This is a genomic window from Pseudenhygromyxa sp. WMMC2535 (genome assembly GCF_011083025.2).
The window spans coordinates 7235019-7247576 of the sequence record NZ_JABJWV010000001.1 but is presented as its reverse complement, the minus strand read 5'-3'; the positions used below and the strand labels follow the sequence as shown (position 1 = coordinate 7247576).

Genomic DNA, 12558 nt, shown 5'->3' with positions numbered 1-12558 from the left:
CCAAAGGCCGACAATGCTTCGGTGCAGACCACCGAGCACCCCGCGATCGAAGCCGCCGCCTTCGCGGACTTCGAAGATCTCGACAGCTGGCAGGTCTACGCCGACTGGCTGACGAGCCGCGGGGATCCTCGCGCCGAGCTCGTCAGCCTCTCGCTGCGCCGCGAGACCAGCTACCGCAGCGAGCGCGCGGCCATGCGCCCGCAGCTGGCCAAGCTCGAGACCGAGCAGGCCGAGCGCGTCGCCGATCGACTCACCGCGCTCGGCTGCGCCGAGATTCGCCTCCACCTCCAGCGCGGCTTCGTCACCGGCATCACCGCCAGCCTCGCGGCCCTCACCCCAGGCTTCACCGCGCTCATGCGCGCCGAGCCCGTGCACCGGCTGACCATCCAGGACTGCGCGGCCGAGGCCCTCGCCAGCTTGCTCGACGCGAACCCCGAGTGCCTCACGCAGCTGCGCTACCTCAAGCTCCAGGGGACCCTCGGCGAAGACGGCTGCGCCGCGCTCGCGCGCCAGCCCTTGCCCAGGCTGCGCCGCCTCAACCTGCTCGACGCGGGGATCGACGACGAGGCCTGCCTGGCCGTGAGCCAGCTGGACACGGTCGCCCTCGAGTCCGTGACCTTGACCGCCAACGAGATCGGCGACGAGGGCATCGAGCACCTGATCACCGGCGAAAGCTGCCCGCAGTGGCGCGAGCTCTACCTCTCGTACAACCCGATCTCGGCCCAGGGCGTCGCCGCCCTCGCCCGCGCGCAGTCCCTCGCGGGCCTCGAGCGCCTGGCCATGCGCGAGATCGAGGCGAGCTTCGCCGATCTGGCGCCCCTGGCCGAAGGTCTGCCGGGTCTGCGTCGGCTCGAGGCAGACGGCTACGGTCACTGGCAAAACCGCGAGCTCGATCAGCGCCTGTCCTCGCGCTTTGGCAAGCGCTACCGCCTGCGCTGAGGTGGCCGCGCAGATCCGTGGGCGGGCAGGTGATCTCGGTCTCGAGGACCCGAAGGTCGACGCCGCGTTGTCGCGCGCTGGCGCGAGGCCCATGACCTCGACCTCGTGGCCAAGAGGCGTTCAGCTCTTCGAGCACCGGCGGCACGCTGTTCCACCTTCGCCGCTGACACCGAGTGCGAGCCAATTATTTTCATGCCAGGAGAAGACAGGCAGACTGACGCAGTCTTCCTGTACGGGGGCAGGTGCCCCCCGCAGCCTCGCAACGACACGCAACTACACACTATGGAACACTGGAATTGGCGACCAAGGATGGGATTTCGAACGATTGACCAGGACCAACGAGTGGGCCCAGAAGAATCGCAATGCGACAACATAAATCTACTACATAAGCGTAAACGCCTCCACACTCCGCAAGTATGCTGCCGCAATGAACAAATTCACGTCGACGATGACAAAATACTCAGCATTCCGCACCAACACCCCATTTAAAGATTCGTATTATCACAATTGCACAAGCCATGCCCAAGTGCTCATGAGCGAGATTGGATTGAGTTGGTTCGCCCAAAAGAAAGGATGGTGGTCGCCATCGCTGAGCGGATGGTTTGACTGCATCAAGAGCTTCACTCCCATGCCCGTCAACGGATTCTACTGGAAATATCACAAGTACAACAGCGTGAATACGGTAACATGGCCCCTATGAAGGTCCAGCACCGCTCATCGACCCCCAGCTTGCAGCGCCGCGTCGCGCAGCCTCGCTCCTACCGGGTGACGAGCGTCCGAGAAAAGCTGTCTGCGATCGAGGCAATCCGCCCGCTCAAACATACATTGACAGCGCACCGCCAAAGGCGCAGCCTTCGGATCGACAATGTCTCGGATCGACAATGTCTCGCATCGACCATGAAGAACACATCGATGACATCGCCGAGGACCTGCGCGAGCACATCTACCGGCTCCCCTACTCGCAGGCCGGCGTCAACGGCCGCCATCGCTGCCCGGTCTGCGCCTATCGCCGCGGCATCGAGGACGCAGTCGCGGCCATGCGCGCCGGCAGACTCGACGACTTCCTCGCCCGCGCCGGCGTGATCGAGGCCGGCCCGGGGCGCTGCGACCCGGGACGCTGAGGGTGCACGCCATGAACTGCCCCAACTGCGCCACCGCCCTCGATCCCTCCTGGCGGCTGTGCCCCTTCTGCGGCCGCCCCCTGCCCCGCGCCACCAGAGTCGCCGACGAGGCCACGCACTGGGCCCTGTGGACCGCCTATCACCGCGCCCTGGGCCAGGGCATGCGCCCCTTCCTGCGCAACCTGGTCGCCGCCCAGCGCGAGGAGCTGGCGGTGCGGGTTCAGGCCAGCCACCCCCAGCAGGTGGTCGCGGCCGTGGCCGCGGCCGTGCGCGGCCTCGACTCGATCGCCGACGACCGCCGCCTCGATCGGACATTTCGCCTGGCCGTGCGCGAGCTGGCCCGCGACCCCGAGCACGAGGGCAAGATCGCCCAGGCCCTGGGTTTCGAGATCCTCGCCCTGCGCCAGGCGATCCAGGCCCTCGTCGACGCCGGGGACATCGACGCCGGCGTGTTGCAGGCCGTCGGCGCCTGGCTCGAGCGCCGCGACCGGGCCGCGTCGATCGCCGGCTTGATGACCGTGGTCGGCTTCAACGCCGGCGCCATCGACCCCATCAGTCGTCTCCTCGCCCGCTTGATGGAGAAGGCCGCCGCCAACGGCCGCGAGGCTCAGTGGCAGCAGGCGCAGCAGGCCCTGCTGGCCGCGGTGGATCGGCTGCTCGAGCGGGTCTGGGACCACCTCGCCGGCCGCAGCCGCGACCGCGGCCTGGCCCTGCTCGACGCCGCCACGCTGAAGGTGCCGGAGCAGGAGGCCAGCGCCCTGTGGCAGGCGCTGGCCGAGGTCCAAGACAGCCGCGACGGCGCCTTCGAGCGGCAGCACGCGGCCGTCCACGCCCTGGTCCAGGCCCGGCCCCTCGCCCCCGCGGCGCAGCGGCTGCGGATCCACGCCGACCGCCTGGCCGCGGTGCGGGCCCCCTTGCTGAACGACTGGGGCACGCGGCTGTGGATCGGCATCACCCAAGGCACGCTGAGCCGGGCCCAGCAGGAGTTCCTGCGCTTGCTCCCCGGCGACGGCGTCCTGGCCTTCATTCCCACGACAGTCTTTGGCCAAGGCAAGGCCGGCCTGGCGTTCACGACCTCCTCGGTCCAGTGGCAGTGCGGCGAGGGCCCGGCCGTGCGCCTGGGCTACGCCGCCCTGCGCGAGCTGCCGATCAGCGCCAGCCCCGAGGCCCTGTTCATCGCTGGCCTGCGCGTCGACAACCTCGACGGCGACTGTGCCATCCCCTGCGCCGAGGCCCTGCGCGCTTGCATGCAGCTGTGCATCGCCGACCCGGGCCCGGCCGATTGCCGCTGCGGAGCGCCGGGCTGCTGGCTGGAGTTCGGCGACGAGCGAGCCCGCTGCCGCGGCTGCGGCAGGCATGTCGAGTACGCGTGAGCGGGCCAAGCCGACGCGCCATCACGATCCCCGGACCCTACACCGCGAGCCCTCGCGCTACGGTGGACCCATGTTTGCCCCGGTGCCGACGCACGCCAAGTACCGCCCGCTCAGGTAGTCGAGGAAGCCGAGCGCGCCGGGGCGCTGCGCCACCTCGAGCGCCTGGAGCTCACGGACATCACCGGCCGCCACAGCTGGGTCGGTGACGAGCTGCGTCGGCTGCCTCCCAACCTCTTCGTTCGGGCCAGCTGAGCGGGCCACTGAGGGCGCACACTAGCGACCAGCGAGCAGCGCTTCGACCTCGGCGACCCAGCGCTGTCCCAGCTGCGGCTGGACCATCTGGACGTAGGCCGCGAAGCCGCGCAGGTAGTCGGCGAAGTCGTCGCGGCCGTGGGCCTGGCTGGCCAGGCCGTCGCGCTTGCAGTTGTGGAGGATCGCTCGAAAGCGCCGCCGCACCGGCCGGGGCACGCTCTGGCGCTCGTTGACGACGATCCCCGTGACCAGCTGGCGCCCGCCGGGGCGCAGCACCTGGCGCTTGCCCGCGTGCTCGGCGAAGCCCTCTTGCTGGAGGATCTGATCGATCCACCAAAACACCCGACCGACCGCCACGCCCGGCTCGCCGCCGCCATCGGAGCCATGAAAGGAGAAGGTCAGGTCGTCGGCGTAGCGGGTGTAGCGAGCGTCGAGACGCTCGGCCAAGCCCTGCAAGCGAGCGTCGAGGCGGCGACAGACCAGGTTGGCGATGGCCGGTGAGGTGGGCGCGCCCTGGGGCAGGACGCCGGGCCACACCACCATGCGCTGGCCGTTGCGCTCGACGACGGGCCGCCGCGTGCACAAGGCCGCGAGCTCGCCGGCCACGGATCCGAGGCCCAGCCAGCGAAACAGCCCGCGCACCCGCCAGTAGTGGACCGTGGGGAAGAACTCGCGGATGTCGGTCTTGAGCACGAGGCGCGCGCCCACGTGCGGGGCGGCGTTGCTGACCGTGGACCGCCCAGCGATGAAGCCATGGGCGGCGTCGTGGTTGGCGATCGCTGCGAGCAGCTCCGCGTAGATCTTGCGCTGAATGGCCCGCAGCGGCGCTCGCGGGGCGGAGATGACCCGCACGCCGCCCTTGGCCTTGGGGATCTCGAAGTCGATATAGGGCGAGCCCGTGTCGCTGCCTGGCCGCATGAAGCGGCGCAGCTCCGCGGGATCGTCGATGTTCAGCCAGCTCGCCAGGGCCGCGACGTCGGGCAGGCTGGGGAGCGCGGCGCGGACGGCTTGGGGGGCGAGCCCGGGCCTGCGCCAGTCGCCGGTGCCGAAGTACCAGCCCCCCAGGTTCCACCGCTGGTGGCGCGGGTTGAAGTCCGCGTTGGGCAGCGCGACCTCGTCGAAGCCCAGGGAGCTCACGGCCTCGCGGGCCGCCCCGCGCACGGAGAGGTTGGCGTCCTTGACCAGGTGGCGCAGGAGCTTGGCCGCGGCCGAGCGCGAGAAGCACTGGCGCACCGCAACGATGGCCTGCACGCGGACCTGCGGATCCGGGTCGTCGAGGCGCTCGCGGATCAGGCCCTCGATGGCGGGCACCACATACTGGCGGGCGACCTCGTACTCGGCGAGATCGTCGTGGGCGGCCAGGCGATCGATGATCACCTCGAAGTTTGCCCGTGGGTCGACGAGGAGCTCGCGCAGTTCGAGGATCAGGTCGGCGAGGAGCATGTCGTTCCAGCGGACGATCGAAGAGTAGAGAGCCCCGGGCCGACGGGGCTACTTGCTCGGCACGGCTTGCGCCGGGGGCGAAGAAGCCGCGAAGCGGCCCCCGGAGCAAGAGTTCTTCAGTGTTGGTCGTTTGCAGCCACGACGTAGCATCGCGGACGAAAGGCTAGCTCGGTCGGCCCGGGCGTCGTGAGCATCTCATGCACGGCCCGCACTCGTAAACCGCAAAACCCGAGCGCCCGAAACCAGCGCGAGTCCGCGAGGCCCCTCGTTCTCTCGCTACGAAAGCCTGCTAGTGCGTAGCGCTCGACTTGGGGCTGTCGCGCTCGGACGCGGCGGGCTCCGGGCTCCCGCCGCGTTCGAAGAGCGCCAGGATTGCCTCGCGCAGGGGCGCTCCGCCGCGACGCAGGAGCCGGCCGAAGCGGGCGTTGTCGGCGTAGATCTCCCGCCCGTGCGCCCGCAGGGCCTCGAGTTGCTCGTCCCCGAGTTCGGGGCGCTCGAGCACCGCGAGGTTCTCGGCGAGCTCGCGGTGGCGCCGGGGAGCGCTGACGCAGGCCGCCACGGCGGGCTGGGCGAGGGAGTAGCGGTAGCAGTCCGGCGGCGCAGGGCCGCGCGCGTAGACCGAGGACGGCCGGAGCATGCGGCCGTAGCACAGCGCCGAGAACCCGAGCATGCCCACGCCAGCCTCGGCCGCCGCGCCCAGGAGTTCGGCCTCGGCCCCGCGGTGGGCCGCGCTGTGCCGCGTCATGATCACCGGCCAGTCGCCCGTGGCCACCGCCTCGCAGGCCGTGGCGCGATCGTGGGTCGAGAACCCGTAGCTGCGGATCCACCCCCGGGCCTGGCACTCGCGCAAGGTCGCCAGGGCCTCGGCGCTCAGCCGGGCCGGCGAGCGCACCCAAAAGAGCATGAAGAGATCGATGCACCCTCGCCCCAGGCGACGGCGGGCGGTCTCGAGGTCGCGCAGCAGGCCGTCGCGCTCGGCGTGGAAGCTGCCGGCGATCACCTGGATCCCGCGCCGCTTGGGCTGACGCAAGAAGGCGCTCATGCTCGCGTAGCGCGGCTCCCAGAACATCGTGTCGACCCCGCGCTCGACGGCGAAGGCCAGCGACGCGGGGCTGAGCGAGTAGGCCCCGGAGATCACCAGGGGCGCGAGGCTCAGGCCGCTGTGACCCAGCGGCCTGCGCTGACGAAGCGCGTCCGCTCGCGCGGCTTCGGGGGTCGGCGCGGGGGCCGACGTGGGAGTCGGCGCGGGGGTCGACGCGGACGTAGCGACGCGCGGCGACTCGCTATCGACGGGGACAGGGCGACCCAGGGTCAGGCCGATGACCGTCAGCAGCTCGCGGATCGCAGCGTCCTCCTCGCTCGCCAGGGCGGCGTCGAGGCGCTCGGCGGCCGCCTCGGGCTCGAGCCCCGCGCCCATCAGGAGCCGCGGCCAGGCAGCCATGCGCAGCGGCAGATCCCCCGCGCCGTCGCGCTTGGCGAGCACGGCCTCGATCCGCCCAGAGAGGTCATCGAGGCCGGCCAGGCGCTCGTCCGCCGCGCCTCGGACCATCGCTTCACGATCGCGCAGCGCCAGCAAGAGCGCGGGCAGCTGCGTCTCGGGGTCGAGCAGCGCCAGGCCGCGCACGCGCAGCACGGGGTCCTCGGCCCGCAGCAGGTGCTCGATCAAGCCAAGGCGCGCCTCGGCCGTGATCGCGGGCCACGGCAGGCGCTCGAGCAAGGCCGCGCTGGCCCGGCGGACGCTGGCGTCTGGCTCGTCTGCGAGCTCGACGGCCGCGGCCGGATCGAGCACGACCTCGCGCACGCGGGGATCGGGGTCTCGCCGCAGCGCGCGGCGCTGCGCGTCGAACCTCGCCGCCTCGGCCGGACGCAGGCGCGTATCCAGCGAGCGCAGGGCCGACGCCCGGACACGACCGTCGCGGTCCTCGAGCCCCGCCCACGAGAGCGCCTCGTCGAGCGTCGGATCTTCGAGCACCAGGGCGCGGACGCGGGGGTCCTCGAAGCTGCGCCAGCGCGAGAGATCGATGTGCGGCCCCCCTCGCCGCGCCCTCGCCAGGGCGCAGGCGGCCGCGCCTCGGACCTGCGCGTCGGCGTCGTCGAGACCAGCGACCACGGCCGCCTCCATGGCCGTCGCCCTCCCCCGCTCCCGAACCAAGATCGCCCCGCAGGCGCCCATCAGCGCCCGGCGCAGCCCCGGCGTGGTTCGCCGCGGATCCTCGAGCAGCGCCAGCAGGCGCGGGTGCAGGGCCTCCGCGGGGTGCTCCGCGACCCAGCCGGCGGCCCAGGTGGCCGCGCCTCCCCAGCTCTCGGTGTCGGCGAGGGCCGCCTCGGCCAGGGGCCGCGCCCGCGCGCCGAGCTTGGCGAGCAGCTTGCGCGTGGCCGCCGGGGCGTTGGGGAAGCGCGGGTCCTCGAGCCAGGCCAGGGCTGGGCGCAGGCATTCGGGGTCGTCCTCGGCGGCCACGGCGAGACGCCGCGCCGCCTCGCCGCGCAGCGCCGCGTGGGACTCGGCGAGCAGCGCGATCAGCTCTCGCGTCGGGACTTCGTCGGGCCCGGCGGCCAGCAGGCGCGCCGTGACCACGGCGGGATCGGGATCGGCGAGGCCCGCCCGTGAGGTCTTGGGGGCGACGCCGTCGTGGCCGATCGCCGGCGCCTCCACCAGCGCGTCCTCGCCCTCGGGCCAGGCCCCGGCGAGGTAGGCCAAGGCGGCGCGGCCGGGCGCCTCGAGCTGCTCGCCGGCCGCGAGCAGCCGTGTCCGCAGAGCCTCGCGCTCGTCTTCGCCGCCGGGGGCGTGGGCGACGATCATCGCCAGCGCCTGGACGACGCCGTAGCGCACCCGCCAGAAGGGATCGTCGAGGCAGGTGAGCAGCGGCGCCAGGACCAGGGCCTCGTCGGCACCGCCGACGGCGGCCAGCGCCCGGCAGGCGCTGCGTCGAACCCACCAGATCGGCTCTTCGCCGATCAGCCTGACCAGGCGCGCGCAGACCTGCCGGCCCCCTGGGGCGTCGAGGCGAGCGACCCTGGCCAGCGCCTGGCAGGCGGCCTCGCGCACGCTCGGCGACGGATCGTCGAGGGCCTCGCGCAGCCACCCACAGATCTGGCGGCCGTCATCGCCGAGCGAGCGCGAGCGCGCCTCGGCGGCCTCCAGCTCGAGGCGAGCCAGGCTGGCGGCCGCGGCCACGCGGACCGCAGCGGCCCGGTCTTCGAGCAGCGCCGCGCGCAGGGCGAAGCGCCCCACCTCGTCGAGGCTCGGGGCGGCCGCCGCGAAGCGCCGCACCAGGGGATCATGGTGGAGAAGATCGACCAGGGGATCGCCCGATCCCTGATCCAGGCGTGAGCGTCGGTCCGAGGTAGCCATGTGTCGAGAGTTGGGGGCGAGAGACTTCAGCGAGCCGGCGGGCCGAGACGGGCCAATAGCCGCGCTTCGATGCCCTCCCGCAGGCCGCGGTGATCCGCGAGCTCGCGCGGCGCCCAAAAATAGAGCACGCGCCCGCGAGCCACGGCGAAGCGGCGCACGAAGGCCATGGGCGGGTCGCCTGCTTCGGCCGTGGCAAGCCCCGGCTGAAGGCAGCGCTTGCAAAGGCAGGGCAGCGTCGGCCCGTCGTGGTCGGTGAGGTTGATGAACCCGGCGCCGAGCACCGCCACGGCCTGCTCGTGGCGCCCGGCCGCGGTCAGGGCCGTGGCCAGCTGGGCGCGCAGTCGCTGGTCCTCCGGCGCGTCCGCGAGCGCAGCCGCGAGGGCGACCCAGTCGGCGCCGACCGCCGCGTCCGCGTTGGAGATCGGCTCGGATCGATTGGCGTGACCCACGGCGACCACGATAGCAAAGCCCGCCTGGACAGCGCTGGTACTGTGGACGGGCCGTGGCGTCTGGCCTATGACCGCCAGGTGTCCGAGCACGGCGATCGCCCCGCGCCAGCGCGCCTCGACCTGCCCCGGGTCCGCGCGCTGATGCGTTGGATGTCTCCGGGCGGGGCCTATATCCCCGACGAGCTGCTCGCCCCCGTTCCCGAGCTGATCCAGGCCGCCCGCCGCGTCCAAACTGGACGCGCAGCGCGGGTTCATTTTCCAGACGGCCGCTCGTGCAGCACCGAGCTCGACGCGCTGAGCTGCGACTGCCCCCACTACTACCGCCACCGCATGTGTGAGCACGCCGCGGCGGCGCTGCTGCTCGGGCTGTGGGAGCAGCCGCGCTTTCGTGAGCTCTTCGAGCTCCCGCTGTGGTCCCTCGAGCTCGACTACCTGCGCCGCGACGCCAAGGCTGGCGGCGGGAGCCCCGGTCAGGCCGCCGGCCGCGAGCCCACGGCCAGCGCCGATCGTCCGTGTCGCTTCCTGGTCGAGGTCCTGCCCACCGGCGGCTACCTCCAGGGCTTCGACGTCGAGATGCAGCTGATCCGCGCCAACAAGCGCGGGGACGGCTGGCTCAAGCCGATCAAGATGCCGCGCAGCCGCGAGAACTTGCTCGCCAAGGCCAGCCCGAGCCAGGCCCAGCTGCGCGTCCACGAGCTCGAGCTGTCCTTGGCCGAGCTGCGCAAGCTCGACAATTTTTCGCGCCGGGCCCCGCGGATCCGCGCCCGCCTGGCCCACGATCTGCTCGCCGCTCTCGCCCAGGCCCAGGCCCAGGACGAGCTCGAGCTGATCTACGCCGACCTCCCGATCAGCGCCACCACCCAGCCCTGGCAGCCAGCCCTGCGCCTGAGCCCCGCCCCGGCCCAGGTCGACGGCGAAGGCCCCCCGCGCGGGCAGCTGAGCGTGGCCTGGAACGACGCCCTGCTCGATCGCTGGCTGCTCGAGCCGGCCATCGTCCTGCGCCGCGCCGGCGTGCTCTCCCCCCTGGCCGAGGGCGTCCCCGAGGCCATCCTCCGCCGCGTCGGCGAGCCCCCGGTGATCGTCGACGCGGCCAGCTTCGACGCCCTCGCCCGCGGCGTGCTGGCCGACGCGGCCGTGCCCGTGGAGATCCCCGAGCCCGAGCAGATCGGCGCCACGGCGGTCGCCCGCCGCGAGCCGCGGGTCTACCTCGAGGAGCGCCGCGAGGTCCTGCGCGTCCGCGGCAAGCTGGCCTACGAGCTCAGCGACGGGCGCTGCGTGGAGATCGACGGCGAGGACCGCTCGACCCTGACCCTGGGCGAGGCCCTGACCCTCGTCCGCGAGCGCCGCTGGGAGCAGGCCCGCTGGGCCGAGCTCGAGGCCGAGGTCGGCGCGAGCCGGGCCGCGAACGCCACGGGCGTCGAGCTCGTCGGCGAGGAGGCCTGGCAATTTTTGTGCGGCGGCCTGGCGAGCCTGCGCGAGGCCGGGTGGAGCGTGTTCGGGGAGGCCAACTTGGCCCACAACCGCGTGGCCTCCGAGCCGCTCACGCCGCGTCCGCGCCTCGGCCCGAGCACCGACTGGTTCGAGCTCGAGGTCGACTTCGAGACCGAGGGCCAGCGCCTCCCGGGGGCCGAGGTCATCGCCAGCTGGCTCGCCGGCGAGCGCTTCGTTCGCATCGCCGACGAGCGCGTGGCCGCCCTGCCCCAGCGCTGGCTGACCCGCCACGGCCCCGCCCTCGCCGAGCTCCTCGAGCTCCAGCGCAGCGCCGGCGAGCAAGGTCTGGGCGCCCACGCTCTGCCCCTGGCCGCCGAGCTCCTCGGCGAGCTCGACCTCGACGCGGATCCCGAGCAGCAGGCCCGGGCCAGCCACTGGCGCCGGCGCGCCCGCGAGCTGCTCGACTTCGAGGGCGTGGCCGACCGCCCGCCGCCCGCCGCCCTCCAGGCCGAGCTGCGTCCCTATCAGCGCCGCGGCCTGGCCTGGCTGTGCTTCTTGCGCGACCGCGGCCTCGGGGGCTGCCTGGCCGACGACATGGGCCTCGGCAAGACCCTCCAGGCCCTCGCTCTCGTCCTCGACACCCACGCGTCGACGCCCGCGGGCCCGCCCTCGCTGGTCGTCTGCCCGACCTCGGTGCTGCCCAACTGGCGCGAGCAGGCCGCCCGCTTCGCCCCCCAGCTGCGCGTGCACCTGCACCACGGCGCCCGCCGGGGGGAGCTGCCCGCCGAGGGCGAGGTCGACCTGATCCTCACGAGCTACGCCCTGCTCCGCCAGGACATCGAGCTGCTCCAGGCCCGCCGCTTTCGCCACGGGATCTTCGACGAGGCCCAGGCCCTCAAGAACCCCGACAGCCAGCTCGCCCGCGCCGCCCGGACCCTCGAGCTCGCCCACCCCCTCGCGCTCACGGGCACCCCGCTCGAGAATGATCTGCTCGAGCTGTGGAGCCTCTTCGAGCTGCTCATGCCCGGCTTCTTCGGCCCCCGGGCGCGCTTTCGTCGGCGCTGGGTCGAGCCGATCCACAAGCGCGAGGACGCGGCCACCTTGGCCCGGCTGCGCCGGCGCCTGCGACCCTTCATGCTCCGCCGGCTCAAGCGCGAGGTCGCCCACGAGCTCCCGCCCAAGCAGACCCAGGTGCTGCGCTGCCGCCTGAGCAAGGACCAGCGGGCGATCTACGAGCGCGTGCGCCAGACCTACCGCAGCTCCGTGCTCGGGGCCGTCGACCAAAAGGGCCTCGGCGGCGCCAGCTTGCACATCCTCGAGGCCCTCACCCGCCTGCGCCAGGCCTGCTGCCACCCCGCGCTCCTGCCCTTCCCCGAGATCCAGGCCGAGGCCGGGGCCGTGCGCTCGGCCAAGATCGATCTGCTCGTGCTGCTCCTGCGCGAGGCCATCACCGGCGGCCACCGCAGCTTGGTGTTCTCGCAGTGGCCGAGCTTCCTCGACCACGTGGCCCGGGCCCTCGACGACGCCAAGCTGGCCTACCTGCGCCTCGACGGCCGGACCCGCGACCGCGCCGCGGTGCTCGAGCGCTGGCGCGGCGAGGCCGGGCCGCCGGTGTTCTTGATCAGCACCAAGGCCGGCGGCCTCGGCCTCAACCTCAGCGAGGCCGACCACGTGTTTCACCTCGATCCCTGGTGGAACCCCGCCGCCGAGGACCAGGCCAGCGACCGCGCCCACCGCATCGGCCAGACCCGCCCGGTGATGGTCTACAAGCTCGTCGCCGCCGACACCCTCGAGGACAAGATCCTCGAGCTCCAGGCCCGCAAGCGCCGGCTCTTTCGCGCGACCGTCGACGCCGATCGCCTGCAGGTGGACGCGCTCAGCCGCGAGGATCTCGAGGCCGTGTTCGCCGACAACCCGCTCGGATCGACCAGCCCTGGCGAAGTCGGCGAGCTCGACGACTTCGACGAGCTCGCCGAGCGCGAGGGCTTCACGCTCGACGACGACGCGCTCGCCGATCCGATCCAGCCCGGGGTGCGCCCGGCCGAGTTCATCCCCCTCGCCCGGGAGCAGCTCGCTCGACGGACGCGCGAGCTCTCTGCCGAAGACGGGGATGATGACGAGGACGAGGACCAGGACGAGGACGAGGACGCCGTCGTCCTCGAGCTCTTCCCCAAGCGCCGCTGAGCCTGCTCAGGACA

Annotated in this window: 9 protein-coding genes; 5 read left to right on the top strand and 4 right to left on the bottom strand. The window is 72.6% G+C overall.

The annotated features are described in order from the left end of the window. The first annotated feature begins 21 nt into the window (after window positions 1-21). The 4 genes from G6O69_RS28165 to G6O69_RS28150 all read left to right on the top strand — a co-directional run bounded on the left by G6O69_RS28165 (window position 22) and on the right by G6O69_RS28150 (window position 3433). Complete coding sequence (locus tag G6O69_RS28165; RefSeq protein WP_172306570.1) at window positions 22-939, top strand: hypothetical protein; 918 nt, start codon at window positions 22-24, stop codon at window positions 937-939. Between the two features lie 427 nt (window positions 940-1366). Further along, window positions 1367-1639, top strand: a complete 273-nt coding sequence (locus tag G6O69_RS28160) for a hypothetical protein (protein ID WP_172306569.1) — start codon at window positions 1367-1369, stop codon at window positions 1637-1639. Between the two features lie 181 nt (window positions 1640-1820). After that, window positions 1821-2060 (top strand): hypothetical protein, encoded by a 240-nt coding sequence (locus G6O69_RS28155; RefSeq protein ID WP_172306568.1) that lies wholly within the window; start codon window positions 1821-1823, stop codon window positions 2058-2060. A gap of 11 nt (window positions 2061-2071) precedes the next feature. Beyond that, window positions 2072-3433 (top strand): zinc ribbon domain-containing protein, encoded by a 1362-nt coding sequence (locus tag G6O69_RS28150; RefSeq protein WP_172306567.1) that lies wholly within the window; start codon window positions 2072-2074, stop codon window positions 3431-3433. A gap of 57 nt (window positions 3434-3490) precedes the next feature. On the opposite strand, the gene G6O69_RS28145 is transcribed toward G6O69_RS28150, so the two are convergent. The 4 genes from G6O69_RS28145 to G6O69_RS28130 all read right to left on the bottom strand — a co-directional run bounded on the left by G6O69_RS28145 (window position 3491) and on the right by G6O69_RS28130 (window position 8929). Next, window positions 3491-3694 (bottom strand): hypothetical protein, encoded by a 204-nt coding sequence (locus tag G6O69_RS28145; RefSeq protein WP_176397134.1) that lies wholly within the window; start codon window positions 3692-3694, stop codon window positions 3491-3493. Between the two features lie 12 nt (window positions 3695-3706). After that, window positions 3707-5128 carry a reverse transcriptase domain-containing protein gene (locus tag G6O69_RS28140; protein WP_172306566.1) on the bottom strand — a complete coding sequence of 474 codons (1422 nt, stop codon included), beginning with the start codon at window positions 5126-5128 and terminating at the stop codon, window positions 3707-3709. 289 nt (window positions 5129-5417) lie between these two features. Then, entirely contained in the window at window positions 5418-8480 is a 3063-nt protein-coding gene (locus tag G6O69_RS28135; RefSeq protein ID WP_172306565.1) for an aldo/keto reductase, read from the bottom strand. Between the two features lie 26 nt (window positions 8481-8506). Continuing rightward, the gene (locus G6O69_RS28130; protein WP_172306564.1) at window positions 8507-8929 is read right to left on the bottom strand and encodes a tetratricopeptide repeat protein; all 423 of its coding nucleotides are present in this window, start codon (window positions 8927-8929) and stop codon (window positions 8507-8509) included. Here G6O69_RS28130 and G6O69_RS41685 point away from each other — a divergent pair. Then, window positions 8921-12544 (top strand): DEAD/DEAH box helicase, encoded by a 3624-nt coding sequence (locus G6O69_RS41685; RefSeq protein ID WP_176397133.1) that lies wholly within the window; start codon window positions 8921-8923, stop codon window positions 12542-12544. The two genes, G6O69_RS28130 and G6O69_RS41685, sit on opposite strands and share 9 nt — an antisense overlap. Window positions 12545-12558: the final 14 nt, after the last annotated feature.

Bases quoted from the DNA above. Each gene is read 5' to 3' on its own strand.
- G6O69_RS28155 (WP_172306568.1), top strand. From the start codon at position 1,821: ATGTCTCGCATCGACCATGAAGAACACATCGATGACATCGCCGAGGAC.
- G6O69_RS28140 (WP_172306566.1), bottom strand. From the start codon at position 5,128: ATGCTCCTCGCCGACCTGATCCTCGAACTGCGCGAGCTCCTCGTCGAC.
- G6O69_RS28135 (WP_172306565.1), bottom strand. From the start codon at position 8,480: ATGGCTACCTCGGACCGACGCTCACGCCTGGATCAGGGATCGGGCGAT.
- G6O69_RS28160 (WP_172306569.1), top strand. From the start codon at position 1,367: ATGAACAAATTCACGTCGACGATGACAAAATACTCAGCATTCCGCACC.
- G6O69_RS28150 (WP_172306567.1), top strand. From the start codon at position 2,072: ATGAACTGCCCCAACTGCGCCACCGCCCTCGATCCCTCCTGGCGGCTG.